This window comes from Nocardioides sp. CPCC 205120 (assembly GCF_048654585.1).
Taxonomy (GTDB): domain Bacteria; phylum Actinomycetota; class Actinomycetes; order Propionibacteriales; family Nocardioidaceae; genus Nocardioides.
Genome location: NZ_JBMCYY010000001.1, coordinates 1,920,118 through 1,942,470, shown reverse-complemented (window position 1 = coordinate 1,942,470; position 22,353 = coordinate 1,920,118). Strand labels below are relative to the sequence as shown.

The 22,353-nt window shown below is 72.3% G+C and carries 28 protein-coding genes; 1 reads left to right on the top strand and 27 read right to left on the bottom strand.

Going from position 1 to position 22,353, the window contains the following annotated elements; translation table 11 throughout:
- The first annotated feature begins 44 nt into the window (after window positions 1-44).
- Entirely contained in the window at window positions 45-1,151 is a 1,107-nt protein-coding gene (locus tag ACOACO_RS09115) for an SGNH/GDSL hydrolase family protein (protein WP_420295907.1), read from the top strand.
- Window positions 1,152-1,250: 99 nt separating this feature from the next.
- Here the strand turns inward: ACOACO_RS09115 and ACOACO_RS09110 are convergent, their stop codons facing one another.
- The 27 genes from ACOACO_RS09110 to rpsS form a co-directional block, all read right to left on the bottom strand.
- Window positions 1,251-2,117 (bottom strand): Bax inhibitor-1/YccA family membrane protein, encoded by an 867-nt coding sequence (locus ACOACO_RS09110; protein ID WP_420295906.1) that lies wholly within the window; start codon window positions 2,115-2,117, stop codon window positions 1,251-1,253.
- 128 nt (window positions 2,118-2,245) lie between these two features.
- Window positions 2,246-4,741 (bottom strand): FHA domain-containing protein, encoded by a 2,496-nt coding sequence (locus ACOACO_RS09105; RefSeq protein ID WP_420295905.1) that lies wholly within the window; start codon window positions 4,739-4,741, stop codon window positions 2,246-2,248.
- Between the two features lie 98 nt (window positions 4,742-4,839).
- A complete protein-coding gene (locus ACOACO_RS09100; protein ID WP_420295904.1) occupies window positions 4,840-5,685 on the bottom strand; it encodes an HAD family hydrolase in 846 nt (281 codons plus the stop codon).
- Window positions 5,682-8,210 (bottom strand): phosphoribosyltransferase, encoded by a 2,529-nt coding sequence (locus tag ACOACO_RS09095; protein ID WP_420295903.1) that lies wholly within the window; start codon window positions 8,208-8,210, stop codon window positions 5,682-5,684. Before ACOACO_RS09095 ends, ACOACO_RS09100 begins: the two co-directional genes overlap by 4 nt.
- Window positions 8,207-9,364 carry an HpcH/HpaI aldolase/citrate lyase family protein gene (locus tag ACOACO_RS09090; protein WP_420295902.1) on the bottom strand — a complete coding sequence of 386 codons (1,158 nt, stop codon included), beginning with the start codon at window positions 9,362-9,364 and terminating at the stop codon, window positions 8,207-8,209. Before ACOACO_RS09090 ends, ACOACO_RS09095 begins: the two co-directional genes overlap by 4 nt.
- Window positions 9,365-9,474: 110 nt before the next feature.
- Complete coding sequence (locus ACOACO_RS09085; protein ID WP_420295901.1) at window positions 9,475-10,722, bottom strand: hypothetical protein; 1,248 nt, start codon at window positions 10,720-10,722, stop codon at window positions 9,475-9,477.
- Between the two features lie 26 nt (window positions 10,723-10,748).
- Window positions 10,749-11,330: a TerD family protein gene (locus ACOACO_RS09080; protein ID WP_420295900.1), complete on the bottom strand. Its 582-nt coding sequence runs from the start codon at window positions 11,328-11,330 to the stop codon at window positions 10,749-10,751.
- Between the two features lie 76 nt (window positions 11,331-11,406).
- Window positions 11,407-12,552 carry a DUF475 domain-containing protein gene (locus ACOACO_RS09075; RefSeq protein WP_420295899.1) on the bottom strand — a complete coding sequence of 382 codons (1,146 nt, stop codon included), beginning with the start codon at window positions 12,550-12,552 and terminating at the stop codon, window positions 11,407-11,409.
- Between the two features lie 69 nt (window positions 12,553-12,621).
- On the bottom strand, window positions 12,622-13,440 hold the full coding sequence (gene map / locus ACOACO_RS09070) for a type I methionyl aminopeptidase (protein ID WP_420295898.1): 819 nt from the start codon (window positions 13,438-13,440) through the stop codon (window positions 12,622-12,624).
- 16 nt (window positions 13,441-13,456) lie between these two features.
- Window positions 13,457-14,029, bottom strand: a complete 573-nt coding sequence (locus ACOACO_RS09065; RefSeq protein WP_420295897.1) for an adenylate kinase — start codon at window positions 14,027-14,029, stop codon at window positions 13,457-13,459.
- A complete protein-coding gene (secY, locus tag ACOACO_RS09060; RefSeq protein ID WP_420295896.1) occupies window positions 14,029-15,327 on the bottom strand; it encodes a preprotein translocase subunit SecY in 1,299 nt (432 codons plus the stop codon). Before secY ends, ACOACO_RS09065 begins: the two co-directional genes overlap by 1 nt.
- Window positions 15,328-15,488: 161 nt before the next feature.
- Window positions 15,489-15,935 (bottom strand): 50S ribosomal protein L15, encoded by a 447-nt coding sequence (gene rplO / locus ACOACO_RS09055; protein ID WP_277500977.1) that lies wholly within the window; start codon window positions 15,933-15,935, stop codon window positions 15,489-15,491.
- On the bottom strand, window positions 15,935-16,117 hold the full coding sequence (gene rpmD, locus ACOACO_RS09050; RefSeq protein WP_277501016.1) for a 50S ribosomal protein L30: 183 nt from the start codon (window positions 16,115-16,117) through the stop codon (window positions 15,935-15,937). The genes rplO and rpmD overlap by 1 nt, the downstream gene beginning before the upstream one ends.
- Window positions 16,114-16,740: a 30S ribosomal protein S5 gene (rpsE, locus tag ACOACO_RS09045; RefSeq protein ID WP_420295895.1), complete on the bottom strand. Its 627-nt coding sequence runs from the start codon at window positions 16,738-16,740 to the stop codon at window positions 16,114-16,116. Before rpsE ends, rpmD begins: the two co-directional genes overlap by 4 nt.
- Before the next feature lie 37 nt (window positions 16,741-16,777).
- Complete coding sequence (gene rplR / locus ACOACO_RS09040; protein WP_420295894.1) at window positions 16,778-17,161, bottom strand: 50S ribosomal protein L18; 384 nt, start codon at window positions 17,159-17,161, stop codon at window positions 16,778-16,780.
- A 2-nt stretch (window positions 17,162-17,163) separates the two neighbouring features.
- Complete coding sequence (gene rplF / locus ACOACO_RS09035) at window positions 17,164-17,703, bottom strand: 50S ribosomal protein L6 (RefSeq protein WP_420295893.1); 540 nt, start codon at window positions 17,701-17,703, stop codon at window positions 17,164-17,166.
- Between the two features lie 28 nt (window positions 17,704-17,731).
- Window positions 17,732-18,154, bottom strand: a complete 423-nt coding sequence (gene rpsH, locus ACOACO_RS09030; RefSeq protein WP_277500981.1) for a 30S ribosomal protein S8 — start codon at window positions 18,152-18,154, stop codon at window positions 17,732-17,734.
- Between the two features lie 100 nt (window positions 18,155-18,254).
- Entirely contained in the window at window positions 18,255-18,440 is a 186-nt protein-coding gene (locus ACOACO_RS09025; RefSeq protein ID WP_277500983.1) for a type Z 30S ribosomal protein S14, read from the bottom strand.
- Between the two features lies 1 nt (window position 18,441).
- Window positions 18,442-19,014 carry a 50S ribosomal protein L5 gene (gene rplE, locus ACOACO_RS09020; RefSeq protein ID WP_420295892.1) on the bottom strand — a complete coding sequence of 191 codons (573 nt, stop codon included), beginning with the start codon at window positions 19,012-19,014 and terminating at the stop codon, window positions 18,442-18,444.
- Window position 19,015: 1 nt separating this feature from the next.
- On the bottom strand, window positions 19,016-19,369 hold the full coding sequence (rplX, locus tag ACOACO_RS09015; protein ID WP_277500985.1) for a 50S ribosomal protein L24: 354 nt from the start codon (window positions 19,367-19,369) through the stop codon (window positions 19,016-19,018).
- 2 nt (window positions 19,370-19,371) lie between these two features.
- Window positions 19,372-19,740 carry a 50S ribosomal protein L14 gene (gene rplN / locus ACOACO_RS09010; protein WP_011757324.1) on the bottom strand — a complete coding sequence of 123 codons (369 nt, stop codon included), beginning with the start codon at window positions 19,738-19,740 and terminating at the stop codon, window positions 19,372-19,374.
- A gap of 92 nt (window positions 19,741-19,832) precedes the next feature.
- On the bottom strand, window positions 19,833-20,111 hold the full coding sequence (gene rpsQ, locus ACOACO_RS09005; protein WP_277500994.1) for a 30S ribosomal protein S17: 279 nt from the start codon (window positions 20,109-20,111) through the stop codon (window positions 19,833-19,835).
- Window positions 20,108-20,362 (bottom strand): 50S ribosomal protein L29, encoded by a 255-nt coding sequence (gene rpmC / locus ACOACO_RS09000; RefSeq protein ID WP_277500995.1) that lies wholly within the window; start codon window positions 20,360-20,362, stop codon window positions 20,108-20,110. The genes rpsQ and rpmC overlap by 4 nt, the downstream gene beginning before the upstream one ends.
- Window positions 20,362-20,781 carry a 50S ribosomal protein L16 gene (rplP, locus tag ACOACO_RS08995; protein WP_277500996.1) on the bottom strand — a complete coding sequence of 140 codons (420 nt, stop codon included), beginning with the start codon at window positions 20,779-20,781 and terminating at the stop codon, window positions 20,362-20,364. Before rplP ends, rpmC begins: the two co-directional genes overlap by 1 nt.
- 5 nt (window positions 20,782-20,786) lie before the next feature.
- Complete coding sequence (gene rpsC / locus ACOACO_RS08990) at window positions 20,787-21,629, bottom strand: 30S ribosomal protein S3 (RefSeq protein ID WP_420295891.1); 843 nt, start codon at window positions 21,627-21,629, stop codon at window positions 20,787-20,789.
- Complete coding sequence (gene rplV / locus ACOACO_RS08985; protein ID WP_420295890.1) at window positions 21,629-22,063, bottom strand: 50S ribosomal protein L22; 435 nt, start codon at window positions 22,061-22,063, stop codon at window positions 21,629-21,631. The genes rpsC and rplV overlap by 1 nt, the downstream gene beginning before the upstream one ends.
- Window positions 22,060-22,341 (bottom strand): 30S ribosomal protein S19, encoded by a 282-nt coding sequence (gene rpsS, locus ACOACO_RS08980; RefSeq protein ID WP_277500999.1) that lies wholly within the window; start codon window positions 22,339-22,341, stop codon window positions 22,060-22,062. Before rpsS ends, rplV begins: the two co-directional genes overlap by 4 nt.
- Window positions 22,342-22,353: the final 12 nt, after the last annotated feature.

Here is a 22,353-nt window from a genome sequence, read left to right as displayed (position 1 = left end):
ATCTAGCCCCCGCCGCGCCGCAGCGGTCCCCGTAGAGTGGCGGGGTGGGAAGAGCAGCAGCAGCCAGGAAGCTCGCGGCCGCCGCTGCCTACGGCGGAGGAGGGCTCTCCGTCGTCGGTGCGGGGCTCTACGGGCTCCTCCGCTTCGAGGCGACCGTGGCGAGGAAGACGATCGGCGACCCGCGGGAGGACCCGCCCCCGGACTCCACCGGCTGGTACGGCCGCGGGCGCCCCGGCCCCGCCTACAAGGTCGTCCTGCTCGGTGACTCGCTCGCCGCGGGCTACGGCGTCGAGAGCGTCGAGCAGACCCCCGGCGCGCTGCTGGCGTCGGGCCTGGCCGTGCACGCCGACCGCCGGGTCTACCTGCGCACGCTGGCCGTCGTCGGCGCCAAGTCGAGCGACCTCCCGCCGCAGGTGGACCGCGCCCTGCCCGTCGAGCCGGACGTGGCCGTCATCGTCGTGGGCGGCAACGACGTCACCCACACCGTGAAGCCGTCGGAGTCGGTGCAGCACCTCGCCGAGGCGGTACGGCGCTTCCGCGCGGCCGGCTGCGAGGTGGTCGTCGGCACGTGCCCGGACCTGGGCACCGTCAAGCCCGTCCCCCCGCCGCTGAAGCAGATCGCGCGGTCGTGGTCGCGCCGCCTCGCGGCCGGCCAGACGATCGCCGTCGTCGAGGAGGACGGCCGCACGGTGTCGCTCGGCTCCGTGCTGGGCCCGGAGTTCGAGGCGGCGCCCGCGCTGCTGTTCGGGCCCGACCAGTTCCACCCCTCGGCCCACGGCTACGAGCAGATGGCGGCCTCCCTGCTGCCCTCGATGCTCGCGGCCCTCGGAGAGACGCCCGAGGACGAGCGGCTGCCGGAGGCCTTCCGCGGCGAGCGGGTGCTGCCCATCGCGCAGGCGGCCATCGAGGCCGTGCGCACGCCCGGCACCGAGCTCGGCGGCACCGAGGTCGCGGGCAACCGCCGCGGCGTCCGCGGCCGCTGGGTCGAGCTGCGCCACCGCCGCCGCCGGCCGGGCACCGACACCGTCGGCCCCGAGTCGGCGGAGGACCACGCACCGACCGTCCCGGCGCACCTCACCGCCGTCGACGGCGGTGCAGCCGGCGGGGCGGACGGGGACGGCGCCGTGGGGACGAGCGCCACCGGGTCCTGACGACGCCGCGCCCGCGAGTCGTCACGAACGCCGAACGGCGCCGGCCCCCCGAGGGGGACCGGCGCCGTTCGCGTCGAGCGGGTGCTGCCGGGTGCCGCGTCAGTCCTGGCTGAAGATCGCCAGCAGGCGCAGCAGGTTCGTGTAGATCCAGACGAGGCTGACCGTCATCGCGAAGGCGGCTCGCCACGACTCGCGCTCGTCGAGGCCGGCGGCGATGCCCTTCTCCACGAAGTCGAAGTCGAGGATCAGCATGAAGACACCGAGCACGAGACCGACGATCGCGGTCAGCGTGCCGAGGCCGCCGAAGCCGAACAGGCCGATCTGGGCGCCGAACATGCCGAGCGCCAGCTCCATCAGGCCGAGACCGACCATGCCGAACATGGCGGCCACGACGAAGATGCGGAACTTGTCGCTGACACGGATGTTGAGCACCTTGTAGGCCGCCAGCGTGCCGGCGAACGCCGCGAAGGTGCCGATGACGGCGCCCATGACGACACCGCCGCCGAACGCGCCGTTGAACATCTTGCTCAGCGCGCCGAGCGCGACGCCCTCGGCCACGGCGAACGCCATGACGAGCGCGGGGCTCACGAGCCGCTTGAACGAGTTGACGAGCGAGAGGCCGAACGCCGCGAGGGCGCCGAGGCCGGCCAGGGCACCGAGCGCGCCGATGGCGTCCGTGTTGGTGGTCGTGATGTCGGGCGTGAGGATCCACGTCGCCATCGCCACGAGGATCACGGTGCCCACCGAGAACGCCGTCTTCTGCACGACGGTGTCGATCGTCATCCGGCCCGAGGTCGGCGCGGGCGCGGTGGCCCGGGACATGTCCCACGACGCCGGGTCACCGTAGCCGTAGGGCTGTCCCTGGGGCTGGCCGTAGCCGACACCGCCGGCGTAGGTCTGGGTGCCGTTGGCGCGCGACCCGTTGAACTCGGCCGATCGCCTGAACACCGGGTTGTTGCTCTGCATGGGACTCACTCCTCCTGAGGTGCGGGCCCGTCATGCTACGGGCTCGTACTCCTCCAACGCTCGCCGATGCCGATACGTTCCCGCAGCGCACGCGGGTCTCGGCGACGCCGCGGCGCCGCGGACGGGCCTCACTCCGGCGCGCGGGCGCTGCGCCGCACCGTGAGGTAGCCCAGCACCACGAACGCCAGGGTCAGCAGTACGAGCACGAACAGGTTGAGCACCCACTGGTCCACGTCGGGGGTGTAGAGCACGTCGCGCTCCTCCCCCTCCAGCAGCACGCCGTCGGCGCCCTCCTTGGACCGGTTGAGGTCCACGGTCGCGGCAGCCGCGGCGTACCCCCACCGGGCCGGGGCGAGCCAGGCCAGCTGCTCCAGCACGGCCCGCCCGGCGACCGAGATGATCGCGCCGGAGAAGACCAGCTGCGTCATGACGACGCCGATGAGGGCGGGCATGCCCTGCTCCGAGCTCGTCAGCAGCGCGCTGATCGCGAGGCACAGCACGGCCACGGCCGTGCACACGAGCCCCACCGCGATCGCCACCTCGAACCAGCCGAGGCCGACCACTCCCCCGTCGTCCGGACCGGGCAGGCCGACCGTGCCGACGAAGGTGACCACCACCCCCTGCAGGAAGCACAGCACGCCGAAGACGGCGACCTTGCTCGTCAGGTAGACGCCGGGCGAGAGCCCCACGGCGTACTCCCGCCGGAACACCGCCCGCTCGTTGACCAGCGCCCACACCGTCATGACCGCGCCGATGAGGGCCGCGGCCACGATGAAGACCGTCAGGCGCTGCACCACCTCCCCCGGGCGCAGCAGGCCGTTGTCGTCAGCGGTGCGGGCCAGCGCGAACCCGTCACCGCCCTGCGCCAGCCGACTGAGGCCGCCGATGGCGGGCGGGGTGAGCAGCAGCAGGGCGAGCAGCATCCGGTCGGACGCGATCACCGACAGGGTGCGGCGCACGAGCGTCGCGAACTGCCGGGCGAAGGACTGGCGCGGCGGCGAGGGCAGCGCGGCGTTCGCCACGACCGGCAGGGCACCGGTCGCGGCCCGGGCGCCGGGCGGCGGCGGGATGCGGCGCCACAGGTCGGGCTCGTCGAGCAGGTCGAAGACCTCGGGGTAGTCGTTGCAGCCGAAGTGCGCGAGCACGCGGTCGGGCGGCCCGGAGTAGGCGATGCGTCCGCCGGGGGCCATCACGACGACCTTGTCGCACACGTCGAGCGCCAGCACCGAGTGGGTGACGACGACGACCACGCGGCCCTCGTCGGCCAGCCCGCGCAGCAGGTGCATGACGTCGCGGTCCAGACCCGGGTCGAGGCCGGAGGTCGGCTCGTCGAGGAAGAGCAGCGGCGGGGCGGTGAGCAGCTCGGTCGCGATCGAGACCCGTTTCTTCTGCCCGCCGGAGAGCTGGGTGCCGATGCGGTTGTCGACCTGGCGGCCGAGCTGCATCTGCCCGACCACCTGCTCGACGCGCTGGGCCCGCTCGGCGGAGCCGGTGTCGGGCGGCAGGCGCAGGCGCGCGGCGTACGACAGGCCCTGGCGCACCGTGAGCTGCGGGTGCTGGATGTCCTGCTGCGGCACGAGGCCGATCTGGTGGCGCAGCTGGTCGTAGTGGGCGTACAGGTCGTGGCCCTGCCAGATGACGTTGCCGTACGTCGCGGGCCGGGTGCCGGTCAGGGCGCCGAGCATCGTGGACTTGCCGGAGCCCGACGGGCCGATGACCGCCGTCAGCGACGCCGGGCCGAGCTCGAGCGAGACGCCGTCGAGCAGGCGCCGCCCGCCCTTGACCACGGTGGTCAGGCCCTCGACGACGAGCGTGAGGTCCGAGCGGGTGTTGCGGGCCAGCAGCTGCCCGCCGGTCCAGGTGAAGGTCTGGTTGCCGACGATGACCTCGTCGCCGGGCGAGAGCCCGACCGCGCCCTGCAGCCGGGAGCCGTTGACGTAGGTGCCGTTGAAGCTGCCGAGGTCGCGCAGCACGGCGGCCTGGCCGAGCTCGATCGCCGCGTGGCGCCGCGAGACCAGCGGGTCGTCGAGCACGACGTCGCACCCCTGGGCGCGGCCGATCGTGAACGTGCGCCCGGCGACCACCGGCCCGCGCAGCAGCGGCTGGCCGTGCGCGAACTGGCCGGGGGGCGCCGTGCGGGCCGCGGCACCGCCGTGCCCCGGGACGCCCTCGCCTCCCGGGAACGCCGCTGGCGCGCCGGCGGCCATCGTGCGGTCCTCGGCCGGCGGGGGCGCCGGGTGGCGCGGCGGCGGCTGGTGCAGCGGCGGCGGCTGCTGGGGCGGCGGCTGGTGGGGCGGCGGGGCCTGGTGGAGCGGGGGCGGCTGGGGCGCCCGCCCGGGGGCGGCGTACGGCGGGGGCCCGGCCGGACCGCGCTGCGGCGCCGGGGCGCCGGCGGCCTGCACGCGCAGCGGCACGCCGCGGGTGCCGCCGACGAGCACGTCGAGCGGGCGACCGGGCGGGACCGCCAGCTCGCCGACGCGCCGGCCGTCGACGAGGGTGCCGTTGGTGCTGCCCAGGTCCACGACCCACCACGAGCCGCGCTCGAAGCGCAGCTCGGCGTGGCGCCGCGAGACGTCGCCGTGCGCGAGCACGAGGGTGCAGGTCTGGTCGCGGCCGATCGTCACGGTCGTCCCGGGAGCGAAGTCGCGGGACTCACCGCCGACGCCGACGCGGAGGGAGGGACCCGGAGGTCCTGGAGGCGCCACGTGATCGGTCTCCGTCGTCAGGGGAGGGGGTCGGACGACACCGTAGACCACCCCGGCGTCGCCTCGCGCTCCCATCCGTCGAACGCGGCGACGATCTCCGCCGCAGCCCGGCCGCCGGCGGCGGTGGTCACCCGCAGGCCCGGCGCGGACCACTCCTGCGCGTGCAGCTCGCCGTGCGCCGGGCGAACGGCGTGGTCGGCGGCGGCGAGCATGCCGGCGTCCAGCCACGAGTCCCCGGCGGCGGCGACGGCGCGGGCGCCGGTGCGCCGGGCGACCTCGGCGACCGCGGCCTCCTTGGTGAGCCCGGGCGGGATCACGTACGCCTTGCGGCCCTGCACCGACAGCACCCAGCCGAGCGCGGTCGTGGCCTCGGCCAGCTCGTCGTACCACTCCGCGGGGGTCAGCGCCGGCTCGACCACGGCGTAGCAGAACTGTTCCTCCGCGTCGCGCACCTTGCGCACCCACGGGCGCTCCCAGACGGGCCGCAGCGCGCGGGTGGCGTCGAGGTACGACGCGCCCCCCGCCGTGCGTCGGCGCACCTCGGCCGCCCACTCGGGGCAGGGCGTCCCGCCGTCGAGGATGACCGCGCCGTTCGTCGTGACGGCGTGGGTGGAGCGCACGCCGCGCAGCACGATGCGCCCGAACTGCTCGCGGGTGCGCGTCGTCACCGGCACGAACGGGGTGCGCGCGGAGAGCGCGGCGAGCGCCTCGAGGGCCGCGGGGTCCATGAAGCTGGTCGGCCGCCCGTCGTACACCTCGACGCAGACGGGCTCCGCCACGGCCTCGCCCAGCTGCATGGCGGCGGCCGAGTAGACGAGCGTGCGGTCGAGGTCGGAGGCCACCAGCAGGCCGACGCCGCTCACGAGCCGTCCTGCTCGGTCGGGCGGATGATGCCGACGCAGCTGTAGGGCAGGTCGTCCACCTCCACGACGGGCACGCCGCGCTCGGCGGCGAGCAGGCGCACGTGGCGCAGGTCGGCGTCGCGGCCGGGCCGCACCACCACCCGCCAGGGCACCCGGCGCAGCAGCACGCGGGTGGTCTCCCCCACGCCGGGCTTGACCAGGTTGACGCTCGGCAGGCCGTGCTCGGCCTGCAGCTTCTCCGCCGCGGCCCAGCCGGACCACGTGGGCGTGCGGTCGCTCGCGAGGAGGCGCTCGGCCTCCCGCCGCGCGTCGTCCTCGACCGCGTCGAACGCCGCGGTGACGGCGTCGAGGTAGTCGCCCGAGACGTCCTCGTCGGCGAGCTCGGCGTAGAACTTCGCGCCGTGGAAGTCGTGCGGCCCGATCAGGTCGGTGTTGAGCACGGTGCGGGAGACGAGCCCCGACACCGTGCTGTTGAGGCAGGCCGACGGGATGAGGAAGTCGTCGCGGGTGCCGAAGAGCTCCACGCACTCCCCCGGGTCGGCGAGCACGGCGAGGTCGGCGGGCACGCCCCGCTCGCCCAGGCGCAGCCGGTCGTTGGCGCTCGCCACGGCCGCCGCGAGCTCGCGCGCGATCGCGCCCTTGCCCGTCCAGCCGTCCACGATGAGGAGCCGGCGCGGGTCGTAGCGGTCCACCAGCCAGCGCAGCGCCGTGAGGTCGATCCCCCGGTCACGCACGATGCTGACGGCGTGGTGGGGCCAGTCCCAGCCCTGCCGCGCGGCCCAGCGCCGCAGCAGGATCCCGATGGGCGTGCCGGCCCGGGCCAGCGACACGACGACGAGGTCGTCGCGCCCGCGCGTGGTGCGGGCCAGGTCGCCGACCGTCACCACCGCGGCGGCGACCCGGTCGGCGACGGCGCCGACCTGCTCGGCGTAGAGCGCCCGGTAGGCCGCGTCGGGGCGGTACTCCGTCGGCAGCGACTCGGCGTAGTGGGCCTCGCCGGACTGGATGGCCCGCTCGCGCTCCTCGCGGCCGCCCTCCAGCGTGACGTGGGACAGGTCCGTGAGGAGCCAGCCGACCTCGTCCGCGGCGTACGAGCCGAAGTCCGGTCCCCGCAGCGGCCCCGGCCCGGCGGCGTCGACGGGCAGCACGACCGGCAGCACCGCCGGCGCGTGGGGCGACAGCGCGGCCAGCAGCCCGTCCGGGCCGCGCAGCGCCGCGGTGGCCGACGGGCGGTCGAGCACCACGACGATCGCGCGCCACGGGCGGGACGCGACGTTGTAGGCGAAGCGGTCGGCCTCGCCGTACCCGTCGGCGTCCCGGTCGTGGGCGACGAAGCGCACGCCCGAGCGCACCGCGTAGCCGGCCACGTCGCGCACCTGGACGGGGCTGCGGGTCGTGGTCGAGAAGCGGGTCGGCACGCCCGCGCGCCGCAGCGCGTCCGCCACCTCGAGCGGGGCGTACATGAGCTCCTCGGTGCCCAGCACCAGCACCTCGCCGGTGCCGTCCGGGTCCTGCGGCAGGCGCGCCGCCACCGCGGCCGCGACGGCCTCGGCGGCCGCACGCAGCGGCGCCTCGTCCTCCGGCGCGAAGCCGTGGCGGCCGGACTCGCGCACCCCCACGGGCCAGGCGTCCCCGGGGTCCGGGACCTCGACCGGGGCCGGGCGAGGTGCGGACGCCCCCTCCGACGGCAGCGGTACGGCGGACGCCCCCGGCGCCGTCGCCCCGGCGGGCACGCGGACCTCGCCCGCGGCGAGCGCGACGACCTCGATCCGCGCGCCGAGCTCGGCGGCGGCGGCGGCGAGCGCCGCGCGGTCCTCCGCCCGGCGGACGTCGACGAGGGCGGCGATGACGTAGACCTCGCGGGGCGCCACCGCGTGCAGGGCGCGGATCGTGCCCAGCGCGGTGCGCCCGGTGGACAGCTCGTCGTCAACCAGCACGGCGGGGCCGGGCGCGGCGAGCAGCGCCGCGTCGTCGGGCACCACGAGGTGCTCGGTGGCGTGGGAGTGGGCCTCGTCGAACCCGAGGGCGGGCACGGCACCGGGCACCCGGCGCCGGGTGGAGTGCACGGACGGCACGCGCAGGGCGCAGGCCACGAGGTGGCCCAGCGCGGTCGCGGTCTCGGCGTACCCCAGGACGAGGCCGTCACCGCCGGCCACCGTGGCACAGGCGTCGGCCGCCGCGGCGTCGAGCGCCGCGGTGGCCTCCTCCTCCGCGCCGCCGCGCAGCACCTCGACGAGCCCGGCTCGCACGGGCGCGAGCGCGTCGTCGGCGCCGGCCCCCAGTCGGCCCAGGTGGGCCGCGACCTCGAGGCCCAGCAGCAGGCCCGCGGCGCGGACCACGCGGGGGTCGGTCGGCACGTGCTTGGCCAGCACGGTCGAGACCAGCAGGTGCGGGCGGCGCGGGTTCACCCGCAGCGCGAGGCCGAACAGGTCGGTCAGCGCCGGCCCGGCGCCGTCCACGCGGTCGGCGGCCACCACCTCGACCCCGAGCCGCTCCGCCGTCCAGGCGCCCGTCCAGGTGCTCACAGGCGCACCCCGGCCTCGAGCAGGTCCACGAAGGTGACGTCCTCGGCGGCCACGCCGAACGCGCGCGCCCGCAGCAGCACCGACTCCGCCCACGCCGTGTGCGGGGTCGCCTCGTTCATCTTGTTGCCGTAGCGCGACGCCGAGACGCCGCCGCCGCGGCGGGCCTCCACGACGTCGAGGGCGTCGGTGTGGTCCTCGTGCGTCACCACGCTGAGCGCGTGCACCGCCGCCACGTGGGAGGGGTGGATGACGGTCTTGCCGAACAGGCCGTTCGCGTGGTCCAGCGCGACCTCACGGATGAGGCCGTCGAGGCCCTTGCTGATGAGCCGGCGCCGCAGCACGCGCTCCGCCGGGGCCGTGAACGGCGTCTCCCGCAGCTGGGGCTTGAACAGGCGCTCGCCGTTGTCGAAGTGCTCCCACACGGGGCCGGTCACGACGAAGCCCGTGCCGTCGCGACGGCCCATCACGTTGACGATGTCGCCGATGACCGAGGCCATCGGGGCGACGTCGTACACGGTGATGTCGGCCGGGCGGCGCAGTGCGAGCATCGAGGAGAGGTCGGTTGCCCCGATGCGCACGGCGAGCACGTCGGCCCGGTGCGCGTGCAGCAGGTCCCGGGCACCGACGAGGGCCTCGGTGCGGGTCTCGATCGCGAACACCTCGGGCGACTCGATGACGGGCATGACCCACAGCCTCCTGCCCGTGCGCTGCGACGCCTCGGCGACGGCGTCGAGGAACGGGGCCGAGGCGGCGGTGAACTTGGGGACCACGAACCCGTCGAGCCCGTCGGCCTGGTCCCCCAGGCCCTCCACGAGGCGGTGCACCTGGTCGGGGTTCCGCACCCGCACGAACACCAGCGGGCGCGGGGCACCCGACTCGAAGAGCCGGCCCAGCTGGTGCGCGAGGTTCTTCTCGGCGAACTCGACGTCGCCGTCGGCGATCGCGTCCTCGAGGCAGAGCACGGAGCACATCACCCCGTGGGCGGCCGCGCGCGGCAGGTCCCGCTCGATCGTCGGCCGCGTCGCCGGCGTGTAGAGCGTGGCTCCGAGCGCCACGGCGAGCAGCTCCCGCTCCGCGTCCCGCCCGAAGTGCTCCGGGGGGATGCTGAAGAGGTCGGCCCTCAGCTCCTCACCGAGATGCCCGAAGTGCTGCACAGCCCCCTCCTCACCGCTGCCGACCCCCGGGCAGCGAAACGGAGGGCAGGATACGGGTGATCGGGAAACGCGACGGGTCGCCCGGGTGGACGGCCGACGGGGCGTTGCGGCTACCGCCGGGTACGGCCCGCCTGGTCGGCCCGGAAGTCGGCGACGAGGCCGTCGACGCCCGCGTGGATCCGCTCCACCCGCGTCAGCAGCTGCCAGTAGTCGGGGTGGGCACCCTCGAGCAGGCCCTCGACGGCGATGAGCTCGTGGGCGAGGGCGTCGAGGCGCCCGCCCCACGGCTGGGGCGCGCCGCGCCGCAGCAGCAGCCGGGCGTCGCGCAGGGCGAAGCGGGCGCGCTCGAGGAGGGCCTGCGGGTCGCGCTTCACCTCCCGCAGCCGCTCGAGCCGCAGCCGTGGGGCGTCCACCAGCTCGGAGGCGCGTCGCACGTCCCCCTCGACACGCCCCAGCGCGGCCAACGCCCCGGCGTGGTCTCCGGCGGCGTGCAGGCGCCGCAGCGGTTCCAGGCCCTCGCGCGCCGAGGCGAGGCGGGTGCGCAGCTCCTCCTCGGCGCGCGCCAGGTCGTCCCAGCTGGCGTAGGAGAACTCCCGCCGCAGGCCCGACATGTGCTCCCCCATGCGCTCGGAGCGGGTCGTGACGGCGTCGATGCGCGTGGCCAGCGACGGGATCCGCTGGGCCAGGGTGCGCAGGCGGGCGGGCAGCTCGGTGGCCAGGGAGCGGGCCTCCTCGGCGAGCCGCTCCACGACCGCGGCCGGCTCCTCCGCGTCGTCGGGCCCCAGCCGGTCGGCGATCTCGGCCAGCTTGCGGGCCGCGACGCGCGCGCGGGCGAGCGCCTCGTCCGCCTCCGGAAGGCTGAACCCCTCCTCGGCCATGGCGCGCCAGGCCGCCTCGGCGCGGGTGACGGACTCCTGGGCCGCGGCCAGGCGGCGCGCCAGGCGCTCGCGGACCGCACCCACCCGGCCGAGCTCCGCGCCGTACTGGTCGAGATAGCGGTCGACGGCCTCGGCGACCTCGCGCAGGGCCGGCACCCCCCGCTCGAACGCCGTGATGGCCGCACCCACGCGGTAGGGGTCGAGCTCCTCGACGGGGTCGTGCGCGTCGAGCACGCCCAGGTAGGCGAGCACCGCCTCGCTGGCCCGCTCGTCGAGCTGGCGCCACCCGGGCACCACGCCCGTGGAGCGCGCGCGGTCGGGCAGCAGCGCGGCGTACTGCGCGACCGTGCCGCCCACGTCGCGCTGCAGCTGGTCGACGCGGAAGAACTGCTCCTGCAGCTGGGCGCGGGCCTCGAGGGCCCGCTCGAGCAGGTCCGCTCCCCCGCGCCGGCGACGACGGTCGGGCCAGGGGGAGCTCATGCGGCCATCGTAGGAGCGGGCGCCACTCAGCTGGCGTCGACGCCGAAGTCGTGCACGATGCCGAGCAGCCCGGAGGCGTAGCCCTGGCCGATGGCACGGAACTTCCAGTCGCCCTCGCGGCGGTAGAGCTCGCCGAAGATCATGGCCGTCTCCGTGCTCGCGTCCTCCGTCAGGTCGAACCGCGCGACCTCGATCTCCCGCACCGCGTCGACGACGCGGATGAAGGCGCCGCTGACCTGGCCGAAGCTCTGACCGCGCAGGTCCGCGTCGTGGATGGAGACCGGGAAGACGACGCGCACCGCGCGCTCGGGCACCGTCGGCAGGTCGACCTCGATGGTCTCGTCGTCCCCGTCGCCCTCGCCGGTGGTGTTGTCACCGCTGTGGTGGACCGAGCCGTCGGGCGAGGTCAGGTTGTTGTAGAAGACGAAGTGCTGGTCGCTGAGGACCTTGCCGTCCTCGCCGACGAGCAGCGCCGAGGCGTCCAGGTCGAAGTCGACGCCGGTCGTGACGCGCACGTCCCAGCCCAGCCCGATCCGCAGCTTGGTCAGGGGCGCGCCCGCCGCCTTCGCCAACGAGACGTTGCCACCCTTGCGGAGCGTCACTCCCATGCTGCGCCTGCCTCCTCCTCCACCCGCCGGTCGGGTGCCCCCACGAGCCTAGAGGGGCCCCGACCGTGACGGCGGGTCAGACGTGGACCTCGTGCTTCTCCTCGGGGTGCAGCCTGTTCTCGCGGATGCTCCAGGCGAGGGCCGAGATGATGATGACGACACCGATCAGGCCGGTGACGACCTCGGGGATCGAGACGCCCATCGTGACGAACAGCAGCACCGCCAGCGCGCCGATGGCCCAGTGCGCGCCGTGCTCGAGGTAGACGTACTCCGCGAGCGTGCCCTTGCGCACGAGGTAGACGGTGATCGACCGGACGTAGAGCGCGCCCACGCCGAGGCCGATCGCGATGACGATCGGGTCGGTCGTGATGGCGAACGCGCCGATGACGCCGTCGAAGGAGAAGCTCGCGTCGAGCACCTCGAGGTAGAGGAACATGAAGAACGCGGCCTTGCCCGTGGCGAGCGCGACCTCGGCGCCGGACACCTGGGCGGGCGCGAGCGCCCCGTCGTCGTCCTCGTCCTCGTCGTCCATGAGGCCCGACGACGACTCGAAGGCGTCGCCCAGGCCCTTGACCACCAGGTAGGTCAGGAGGCCGAGGATGCCGGCGAGCAGCACGCTGCCGAACTCCTCGGCGGTGAACTCCTCGGGCTGGGTACGGCGGAAGACCTCACCGACGATGACCAGCAGCGCCAGCGCGATCGCCACCGAGATGCCGCTGACCGCGCCGAGGCGCTGGAACGGGCGCTCGATCGGGCCCAGCCAGTGGTGCTCCTTCTCGTCGTCGGTGAAGAAGTCGAGGAAGATCATCATGAGGAACATGCCGCCGAAGGCCGCGATGATCGGGTGGGCCTCCTCGAGGATGTAGGCGTAGGAGCCCTCCCCGTGACCGCCGGCCATCGCGAGGTCCCAGGCGTCGACGGGGTTGAGGCCCGCGGAGGCCCACACCACGAGGAACGGGAACACCAGGCGCATGCCGAAGACGGCGATGAGGATGCCGACGGTGAGGAACATGGTCTGCCAGAACTTCGACATCTTGTTCAGCACCTTGGCGTTGACCACGGCGTTGTCGAAGGAGAGCGAGACCTCGAGGACGATGAGGATCGCCGCGACCGAGAGCGCGCTGAACGCGGCCGAGGTGCCGTCACGGGAGCCGTAGAGGAAGGCGCCGACGAGGCCGGCGACGGTGATCGCGAAGGACCACCCGAAGGTCTTGAGGATCACGGCGAGGTGCCTTTGCGCGGGAGGGGCCGACAGGGAGCCCGGCGCGACGCTGCCCCGAGCGGCGACAACCTACCTGCCGCCGTACGGGATCCCTGCATCCGCCAACCTCTTCGCCCCGCCGTCGAGGGCGGTCAGCACCCACACCCCGGTCGCGGTCACCGTCGTCGTGTGCTCGAAGTGGGCGGCGGCGCTCCCGTCCCGCGTCACGACGGTCCAGTCGTCGTCGAGCGTGTCGTTGACCGGAGAGCCGAGCGTGACCATCGGCTCGATGGCCAGGGCCATGCCCTCGACGATCCGGGGGCCGCGGCCCGGGCGCCCCACGTTCGGCACGTCCGGCGGCTGGTGCATCGCCGAGCCGATCCCGTGGCCCGTGTAGTCCTCGACCACGCCGTACGAGCCGCACGAGCGGACGTACGACTCCACGGCGTGGGACACGTCGCCGACCCGGCCGTCGAGACGCAGCGCGGCGATCCCGCGCCACAGGGCGTCCTCGGTGACCCGGACGAGCTCGGCCACCTCGGGGGCGACCTCGCCGAGCACCACGGTCACCGCGGCGTCGCCGTGCCAGCCGTCCACGATGGCGCCGCAGTCGATGGAGACGACGTCGCCCTCGCGCAGCACGCGCGGTCCGGGGATGCCGTGGACGACCTCGTCGCCCACCGACACGCAGATCGACGCCGGGAACCCCTGGTAGCCCAGGAACGACGGCACCGCCCCGGCGGAGCGGATGCTCTCCTCCGCCAGGGCGTCGAGCTCGGCCGTCGTCATCCCCGGGGCGGCCCGGACGGACAGCAGCTCCAGCGTGCGACCGACGACGAGGCCGGCCTGGCGCATCGCGTCGAGCTGCGCCGGCGTCTTCAGCTCGACGCCGCGCCGCAGGAGACCCATGGCAGGTGCGGCGGTGTCAGGCGCGAGCGCCGTCGAGCGCGGTCGCGATGCGCTCGGCCACCTCGGTGACCTCGCCCATTCCGTCGACGCGCACGAGGAGGCCGCGCTCGGCGTACACCTCGATGAGGGGGGCCGTCTGCTCGTTGTAGACGTCCTGACGGTGACGGATGACCTCCTCGGTGTCGTCCGTGCGGCCGTCGGTCTGCGCGCGCAGCACGAGGCGCTTCACCAGCTCGTCGTCGTCGACCGTCAGCACGAGCACCGCGTCGAGGGCCGTGCCGCTCGCCTCGAGCATGCCGTCGAGCTCGGCGACCTGCGCCAGCGTCCGCGGGTACCCGTCGAGCAGGAACCCGCCGGCGGCGTCGTCCTCGGCCAGGCGGTCGCGCACCATGTTGTTCGTGACCGAGTCGGGCACGTAGTCGCCGGCGTCCATGTAGCGCTTCGCCTCGAGCCCCAGCGGGGTGCCCTCGGAGACGTTGGCGCGGAAGATGTCGCCGGTCGAGATGGCAGGGATGCCGTAGCGCGCCGCGACGCCCTTGGCCTGCGTGCCCTTGCCGGCCCCGGGGGGGCCCATGATGATGAGACGCATCAGCGGAGGAATCCTTCGTAGTTGCGCTGCTGGAGCTGGCTCTCCACCTGCTTCACCGTGTCGAGGGCGACGCCGACCATGATGAGGATCGACGTGCCGCCGAACGGGAAGTTCTGGTTGGCCCCGATCACCGCGAACGCGATCAGCGGGATCAGCGAGATGAGGCCCAGGTAGAGCGCGCCCGGCAGCGTGATGCGGGACAGGACGTAGGACAGGTAGTCCTCGGTCGGCTTGCCCGCCCGGATCCCGGGGATGAAGCCGCCGTACTTCTTCATGTTGTCCGCGACTTCCTTCGGGTTGAAGGTGATCGAGACGTAGAAGTACGTGAAGAAGATGATGAGCGCGAAGTAGACCGCCATGTAGAGCGGGTGGTCGCCGCGCACGAAGTGCTCGTTGATCCACCGCACCCACCCGGAGTCGGACGTCGCGTTGAACTGCGCCGCCATCGCCGGCAGGTAGAGCAGCGAGCTGGCGAAGATGACGGGGATGATGCCGGCCTGGTTGACCTTGAGCGGGATGTACGTCGAGCTGCCGCCGAACATGCGGCGCCCCACCATCCGCCGCGCGTACTGCACGGGGATGCGGCGCTGCGCCTGCTCGATGAAGATGACGGCCGCCACGATCGCGAGACCGATCGCCATGACGATCGCGAAGGTGCCCCAGCCCTGCGACTCCCGCACGGCCCACAGGGAGCCGGGGAACGTCGCGACGACCTGGCAGAAGATGAGGATCGACATGCCGTTGCCGATGCCGCGGTCGGTGATGAGCTCACCGAGCCACATGATGACGGCGGTGCCGGCGGTCATGGTGACGACCATGACGAGGAAGGTGAGGCGGCTGTCCTCGGCGTGCAGCAGCGGCTGCTCACAGCCCTGGAGCAGCTGGCGGCTCCGGGCGAGCGCCACGATGCCGGTGGCCTGCAGGACGGCGAGCGCCAGGGTCAGGTAGCGCGTGTACTGCGTGATCTTCGCCTGGCCGGACTGGCCCTCCTTCTTGAGGGCCTCCAGCCGCGGGATCACGACCACCAGCAGCTGCAGGATGATGCTCGCCGTGATGTACGGCATGATCCCCAGCGCGAAGATCGTCAGCTGGAGCAGCGCCCCGCCCGAGAAGAGGTTGATGAGGGTGTAGAGCCCCTGGTCCTCGATCTGGTTGAGGCAGCTCTGCACGTTGTCCACGTGCACGCCCGGCGACGGGACCTGCGAACCGAGTCGGAAGAGCACGACGACCAACAGGACGAACAGCAGCTTGCGACGCAGGTCCGGTGTCCGGAATGCGTTGGCGAAGGCGCCCAGCACGAGATCCTCTTTCTTCCTGGTGGCACACGGCCTCGGACCCGTCCCCCGAGGGCCGCGGCAGAGCCTAACAGCCGTCTCGACGGTGGTCGGGTGGGGATGCGACGAGGGCGCCGCCCGGCCGTCAGGCCCGACGACGCCCTGCGTCGATCAGTGGTACGACGTCACGCACCGACGACGGTCACGGAACCGCCGGCAGCCTCGATCTTCTGCTTCGCCGACGCCGAGAAGGCGTCCGCGGAGACCTGGACCGCGACCGTGATGTCGCCCGTGCCCAGCACCTTGACGGGCTGGTTCTTGCGCACCGCACCGCGGGCCACGAGGGTCTCCTTGGAGACCTCGCCGCCCTCGGGGAAGAGCTCGCTCACGCGGTCCAGGTTCACGACCTGGAACTCGACCTTGAACGGGTTCTTGAAGCCCTTGAGCTTCGGCAGCCGCATGTGGATCGGCATCTGGCCACCCTCGAAGGCCGAGGGGACCTGGTAACGAGCCTTCGTACCCTTGGTACCGCGGCCCGAGGTCTTGCCCTTCGAGCCCTCACCGCGACCCACGCGGGTCTTGGCGGTCTTGGCACCGGGGGCAGGACGCAGGTGGTGGATCTTCAGCGTCATCAGTCGACCTCCTCGACCGTCACCAGGTGACGGACCGTGTGGACCATGCCGCGGATCTCCGGGCGGTCCTCCTTGACGACGACGTCGCCGATGCGCTTGAGACCCAGCGTGCGCAGCGTGTCGCGCTGGTTCTGCTTGCGACCGATGCCCGACTTCTTCTGCTCGACCTTGAGACGCATCAGTCGTTCACCCCCGTGGCGGCGGGCACCTCGGCCCGCGCCTTGAGGAGGGCGGCCGGGGCGACGTCCTCGACCCGCAGACCACGTCGCGCGGCCACCGCCTCGGGCTCCTCCAGCATGCGGAGGGCCTCGACCGTGGCGTGCACGATGTTGATCTGGTTGGACGAGCCGAGCGACTTGCTCAGCACGTCGTGGATGCCCGCGCACTCGAGCACGGCGCGCACCGGACCACCGGCGATGACACCGGTACCGGGGGCGGCCGGACGCAGGAAGACGACGCCGGCCGCCTTCTCGCCCTGCACGGGGTGCGGGATCGTGCCCTGGATGCGGGGCACGCGGAAGAACGCCTTCTTCGCCTCCTCGACGCCCTTGGCGATCGCCGCGGGCACCTCCTTGGCCTTGCCGTAGCCGACGCCGACCATGCCGTCACCGTCACCGACGATCACCAGGGCGGTGAAGCTGAAGCGACGACCACCCTTCACGACCTTGGCGACACGGTTGATCGCGACGACGCGCTCGATGTAGGCGGTCTTGTCGGCGCCGCCACCACGGCGATCGTCGCGTCCTCCGCGACGGTCACCGCCCTGGCGCTCGCCGCCGGCGCGTCCGCGCTGGGGTCCGCTCATGAGACTTTCCTCTTCTCTCTCTGGTTCGTCTTCGCGATCAGAAGGTCAGCCCACCCTCGCGGGCACCGTCCGCGAGGGCCGCGACGCGACCGTGGTAGCGGTTGCCGGCGCGGTCGAACACGACCGCGTCGACACCGTTGGACTTCGCGCGCTCGGCGACGAGCTCGCCGACCCGCTTCGCCTTCGCCGTCTTGTCGCCGTCGAGGGAGCGGAGGTCCGCCTCCATCGTCGACGCAGACACGAGGGTCTTGCCGATCACGTCGTCGACCACCTGCACGGAGATGTGCTTGGCGCTGCGCGTCACCACGAGGCGCGGGCGCTCCGCCGTACCGGCGATGCGCTTGCGACCACGGACCTGACGACGCAGGCGGGACTTGACCCGCGCCGCGGTGTGCTTGTTGTTGGCAAGGGAGATGGCCATCGTCACTTACCTGCCTTTCCGACCTTGCGGCGGACCTGCTCGCCCGCGTAGCGGACACCCTTGCCCTTGTAGGGCTCGGGCTTGCGGAGCTTGCGGATCTTCGCCGCGGTCTCACCGACGAGCTGCTTGTCGATGCCCTGGACACCGAGCCTGGTGGGACCGTCGACGGTGAACGTGATCCCGGCGGGGGCGTCCACGGTGATCGAGTGGCTGTACCCGAGCTGGAACTCCAGCTGGGTCGGGCCCTTCGACAGCACGCGGTAGCCGACGCCGACGATCTCGAGCTTCTTCTCGTAGCCGTCGGTCACGCCGGTCACCATGTTGGCGACCAGGGTGCGGGTCAGGCCGTGCAGCGAGCGGCTCTCGCGCTCGTCGTTCGGTCGCCGGACCTCGAGGACACCCTCGTTCTTCTCGATCGTGATCGGCGCCGGCACCGTGTGGGTCAGGGTGCCCTTGGGACCCTTCACCGTCACGAGGCTGTTGTCGATCGCGACGTCCACACCGGACGGGACCGTGATGGGGAGCTTGCCAATGCGCGACATGCTTCTTCTCTCCTCTCTCGGTCTCTCGTCACCAGACGTAGGCGAGGACTTCCCCACCCACGCCCTTCTGGTTGGCCTGGCGGTCGGTCAGCAGTCCCTGGCTCGTCGAGATGATCGCGACGCCCAGGCCACCGAGGACCTTGGGGAGGCTCGTGGACTTCGCGTACACCCGGAGGCCGGGCTTGCTGATGCGGCGCACACCGGCGATGGAACGCTCGCGGTTGCGGCCGTACTTCAGCGTGATCGTCAGGGTCTTGCCCACAGCCGCCTCGCCCGTCTTGGGGTCGACGTTGTCCGTCACCTCGAACGAGGTCACGTAGCCCTCCTGACGGAGGATCTCCGCGACGCCCGCCTTGAGCTTGCTGTACGGCATCTCGACGGAGTCGTGGTACGCCTGGTTGGCGTTGCGCAGACGCGTGAGCATGTCTGCGATCGGGTCAGTCATCGTCATGGCCACAAGGCCTTTCTCCACCGTGGTTTCGCACCGCGCACGCGGTGCGACCTACAGCGACTCGTGCTTGATCTGGGAATGGCAGGTCAGGTGAAGCAGGTCACCAGCTGGACTTCGTCACGCCGGGCAGCTCGCCCCGGTGCGACATCTCGCGCAGGCAGATCCGGCACAGACCGAACTTGCGGTAGACCGCGCGGGGCCGGCCGCAGCGCTGGCAGCGGGTGTAGCCGCGGACCGCGAACTTCGGCTTGCGGGCAGCCTTGACCTTCAGCGACGTCTTCGCCATGTCAGTTCTCCTTGAACGGGAAGCCGAGCTGCTTCAGCAGCGCGCGGCCGTGCTCGTCGGTCGTGGCGGTGGTCACCACGGTGATGTCCATGCCGCGCGAGCGGTCGACCTTGTCCTGGTCGATCTCGTGGAACATGACCTGCTCCGTGAGACCGAACGTGTAGTTGCCACGGCCGTCGAACTGCTTGGGCGAGAGCCCGCGGAAGTCGCGGATGCGGGGCAGGGCCAGCGAGAGCAGGCGGTCCAGGAACTCCCACATGCGGTCGCCGCGCAGCGTGACGTGCGCGCCGATCGGCATGCCCTCGCGCAGCTTGAACTGCGCGATGGACTTGCGGGCCTTCGTGACCTGCGGCTTCTGGCCCGTGATCGCGGTGAGGTCGCGGATGGCGCCCTCGATCAGCTTCGAGTCGCGAGCGGCCTCGCCGACACCCATGTTGACCACGATCTTGGTCAGGCCGGGCACCTGCATGACGTTCGCGATGTCGAACTCGCTCTTGAGCGCGGGGAGGATCTCCTCCCGGTAGCGCGTCTTGAGGCGCGGGGTCGCCGGAGCGGCGACGGTGGTCTCGGTCATCTCAGATCTCCTCGCCGGTGGTGCGCGAGACGCGCACGCCGCGCTCGACGGAGTACTCCGAGCCGTCGGCCCGGCGCTTGGTCCCCTCGACGCGCTTGAAGCCGACGCGGGTCACGCCGTCGCCCTCGACCAGCATCACGTTGGACACGTGGATCGGGGCCTCGGTCGTGATGATGCCGCCCGTGGCGTCGCCGCCCTGCGGCGCCGCCTTGGTGTGCTTCTTCACGCGGTTGACACCCTCGACGATCACCCGCTGCTCCTCGCGGAGCACGCCGATGACCTTGCCCTGGGCGCCCTTGTCCTTGCCGGCGATCACCTTGACGGTGTCACCCTTCTTGATCTTGAGCTTCGCCATGGTCAGAGCACCTCCGGCGCGAGCGAGATGATCTTCATGAACTTCTTCTCGCGCAGCTCACGGCCGACGGGCCCGAAGATACGGGTGCCACGGGGCTCCCCGTCGTTCTTCAGGATCACCGCGGCGTTCTCGTCGAAGCGGATGTACGAGCCGTCGGGCCGGCGGCGCTCCTTGACGGTGCGCACGACGACGGCCTTGACGACGTCACCCTTCTTCACGTTGCCACCGGGGATCGCGTCCTTGACGGTGGCGACGATGACGTCGCCGATACCGGCGTAGCGGCGACCCGAGCCACCGAGAACGCGGATGCAGAGGATCTCCTTCGCACCCGTGTTGTCGGCGACCTTCAGTCGCGACTCCTGCTGGATCATCTTCTCTCCTGGTCGTCGGACCGGTTCTCCCGCCCGCGGTGGGGCGGGAGCCTGGCCGAACTAATGGGTTGAACTCGCCGTGGGGCGAGAGGTCACTTCGCCTTCTCGAGGATCTCGACGACGCGCCAGCGCTTCGTGGCCGACAGCGGTCGCGTCTCCATGATCAGGACGCGGTCGCCGGTGCCGCACGCGTTGGGCTCGTCGTGCGCCTTGAGCTTGCTCGTGCGGCGCAGCACCTTGCCGTACAGCGCGTGCTTCACGCGGTCCTCGACGGCGACGACGACGGTCTTGTCCATCTTGTCGCTGACGACGATGCCCTCGCGAACCTTGCGAGCGCCGCGCTGGGCGGTCTCCTGGGTCTCGGTGCTCATGCGGCGCCGTCCTTCGTCATGTCGTCGGAGCCCGGCGTGCTGCGGATGCCGAGCTCACGCTCGCGCAGCACCGTGTAGATGCGGGCGATGTCCTTCTTCACCGTGCGGAGACGGCTGTTGTTCTCGAGCTGGCCGGTGGCCGCCTGGAAGCGGAGGTTGAACAGCTCCTCCTTCGCCTCGCGCAGCTTCTCCGCGAGGTCGACGCCGTCGACCTCGTCGAGCTCGTACGCCTTGCTGACCTTCTGGGACATCAGAATTCACCTGCCTCGCGGGAGACGAAGCGGCACTTCATGGGGAGCTTGTGGATCGCGCGGCGCATGGCCTCGCGAGCAACGTCCTCGGAAACACCGGAGAGTTCGAACATGACACGGCCGGCCTTGACGTTGGCGACCCACCACTCGGGCGAGCCCTTGCCGGAACCCATGCGGGTCTCGGCCGGCTTCTTCGTGAGCGGACGGTCCGGGTAGATGTTGATCCAGACCTTTCCGCCACGCTTGATGTAGCGGGTCATCGCGATACGCGCCGACTCGATCTGACGGTTGGTCACGTAGTGCGACTCGACCGCCTGGATACCGAAGTCGCCGAAGTTGAGCGACGTACCACCCTTGGCGGCACCGGTCCGCTTGGGGTGGTGCTGCTTGCGGTGCTTGACGCGACGGGGCATCAGCATGGGGATCAGCCCTCCGTGGCTGCCGGAGCGGCAGCGGTCTCGGCGGCGGCAGAGGCCGGGGCCTCGGTCGCCGTACCCTCGGCGGACGCGCCCTCGCGACCCGAACGGGTCGGACGGTCGGCACGCGAGCCACGGCTCGGGCGCTCCCCGCCACGCGTCGGGCGGCCACCACGACCGGGCGCGCCGGCCCGGGCGGCAGCCTGGGCCTCGCGCTCGGCGCGGGTGCCCGCGACCTCGCCCTTGTAGATCCAGACCTTCACGCCGATGCGGCCGAAGGTCGTGCGGGCCTCGTAGAAGCCGTAGTCGATGTCGGCACGCAGCGTGTGCAGCGGGACGCGGCCCTCGCGGTAGAACTCGGTGCGCGACATCTCGGCGCCGTTGAGGCGGCCGGAGCACTGGATCCGGATGCCCTTGGCACCGGAGCGCATCGAGGTCTGGATGGCCTTCTTCATCGCGCGACGGAACTGAACGCGGCCGCTGAGCTGCTCGGCGACGCCCTGGGCGACCAGCTGCGCGTCGACCTCGGGGTTCTTGACCTCGAGGATGTTCAGCTGCACCTGCTTGCCCGTGAGCTTCTCGAGCTCGCCACGGATGCGGTCGGCCTCGGCGCCGCGGCGACCGATGACGATGCCCGGGCGCGCGGTGTGGATGTCGACGCGGACGCGGTCACGCGTGCGCTCGATCTCCACCTTCGAGATGCCGGCCCGCTCCATGCCCTTGCTGAGCAGCTTGCGGATCGCGACGTCCTCGCCGACGTACGACTTGTAGAGCTTGTCGGCGTACCAACGGCTCTTGTGGTCGGTCGAGATGCCGAGGCGGAAGCCGTTCGGGTTGATCTTCTGACCCATCAGGCAGACCGTCCCTTCTTCTTCGTGCCGGCGGCGACCGCGTCAGCGGGCTGGACGGCGATCGTGATGTGGCTCGTGCGCTTGTTGATCCGCGTGGCGCGGCCCTGGGCGCGGGGACGCCACCGCTTCATCGTGGGGCCCTCGTCGACCATCGCGACCGAGACGACCAGGTCGGCGGCCTTGAGGCCCTCGACGGTCTCGGCGTTCGCGACGGCGGAGTTGAGGACCTTCGCGACGGTCTCGGCGGCGGCCTGCGGGGCGAAGGCCAGGATGGCCTGCGACTCCACGACCGACCGGCCGCGGACCAGGTCCACGATCCGGCGCGCCTTGAGCGGCGTGATGCGGACGTAGCGGGCGCTGGCGAAGGCACCCGGGGCGTCGCCGAGCAGCGACGCGCGGCGGGCGCTGGTGCGCTGACGCTCGGTGGTGCTCATCGGCGACGTCCCTTCCGGTCTTCCTTCACGTGCCCGCGGTAGGTGCGGGTCGGGGCGAACTCGCCCAGCTTGTGGCCGACCATCGAGTCGGTCACGAACACGGGGACGTGCTTGCGCCCGTCGTGCACGGCGATCGTGTGACCGATCATGTCCGGCACGATCATGGAGCGGCGCGACCACGTCTTGATGACGTTGTGGGTGCCCTTCTCGTTCTCCGCGTCCACCTTCTTGGCGAGGTGGTCGTCGATGAAGGGGCCCTTCTTCAGGCTGCGAGGCATCTCGTTACTTCC

Excerpts from the sequence above, each read along its gene's own strand:
- rplV (WP_420295890.1), bottom strand. The coding sequence starts at position 22,063 with ATGAGCACCACCGAGCGTCAGCGCACCAGCGCCCGCCGCGCGTCGCTG.
- rplN (WP_011757324.1), bottom strand. The coding sequence starts at position 19,740 with ATGATCCAGCAGGAGTCGCGACTGAAGGTCGCCGACAACACGGGTGCG.
- ACOACO_RS09025 (WP_277500983.1), bottom strand. The coding sequence starts at position 18,440 with ATGGCGAAGACGTCGCTGAAGGTCAAGGCTGCCCGCAAGCCGAAGTTC.
- rplF (WP_420295893.1), bottom strand. The coding sequence starts at position 17,703 with ATGTCGCGCATTGGCAAGCTCCCCATCACGGTCCCGTCCGGTGTGGAC.
- ACOACO_RS09085 (WP_420295901.1), bottom strand. The coding sequence starts at position 10,722 with ATGAGCTCCCCCTGGCCCGACCGTCGTCGCCGGCGCGGGGGAGCGGAC.
- rplE (WP_420295892.1), bottom strand. The coding sequence starts at position 19,014 with ATGACCGAGACCACCGTCGCCGCTCCGGCGACCCCGCGCCTCAAGACG.
- ACOACO_RS09080 (WP_420295900.1), bottom strand. The coding sequence starts at position 11,330 with ATGGGAGTGACGCTCCGCAAGGGTGGCAACGTCTCGTTGGCGAAGGCG.
- rpsQ (WP_277500994.1), bottom strand. The coding sequence starts at position 20,111 with ATGAGCACCGAGACCCAGGAGACCGCCCAGCGCGGCGCTCGCAAGGTT.
- rpsE (WP_420295895.1), bottom strand. The coding sequence starts at position 16,740 with ATGAGCGGACCCCAGCGCGGACGCGCCGGCGGCGAGCGCCAGGGCGGT.
- rpmC (WP_277500995.1), bottom strand. The coding sequence starts at position 20,362 with ATGTCCCAGAAGGTCAGCAAGGCGTACGAGCTCGACGAGGTCGACGGC.
- rpsS (WP_277500999.1), bottom strand. The coding sequence starts at position 22,341 with ATGCCTCGCAGCCTGAAGAAGGGCCCCTTCATCGACGACCACCTCGCC.
- rplR (WP_420295894.1), bottom strand. The coding sequence starts at position 17,161 with ATGGCCATCTCCCTTGCCAACAACAAGCACACCGCGGCGCGGGTCAAG.
- rplP (WP_277500996.1), bottom strand. The coding sequence starts at position 20,781 with ATGCTGATGCCCCGTCGCGTCAAGCACCGCAAGCAGCACCACCCCAAG.
- map (WP_420295898.1), bottom strand. The coding sequence starts at position 13,440 with ATGGGTCTCCTGCGGCGCGGCGTCGAGCTGAAGACGCCGGCGCAGCTC.
- ACOACO_RS09110 (WP_420295906.1), bottom strand. The coding sequence starts at position 2,117 with ATGCAGAGCAACAACCCGGTGTTCAGGCGATCGGCCGAGTTCAACGGG.
- rplX (WP_277500985.1), bottom strand. The coding sequence starts at position 19,369 with ATGGCGAAGCTCAAGATCAAGAAGGGTGACACCGTCAAGGTGATCGCC.
- rpsC (WP_420295891.1), bottom strand. The coding sequence starts at position 21,629 with ATGGGTCAGAAGATCAACCCGAACGGCTTCCGCCTCGGCATCTCGACC.
- ACOACO_RS09065 (WP_420295897.1), bottom strand. The coding sequence starts at position 14,029 with ATGCGTCTCATCATCATGGGCCCCCCCGGGGCCGGCAAGGGCACGCAG.
- rplO (WP_277500977.1), bottom strand. The coding sequence starts at position 15,935 with ATGACGCTGAAGATCCACCACCTGCGTCCTGCCCCCGGTGCCAAGACC.
- rpsH (WP_277500981.1), bottom strand. The coding sequence starts at position 18,154 with ATGACGATGACTGACCCGATCGCAGACATGCTCACGCGTCTGCGCAAC.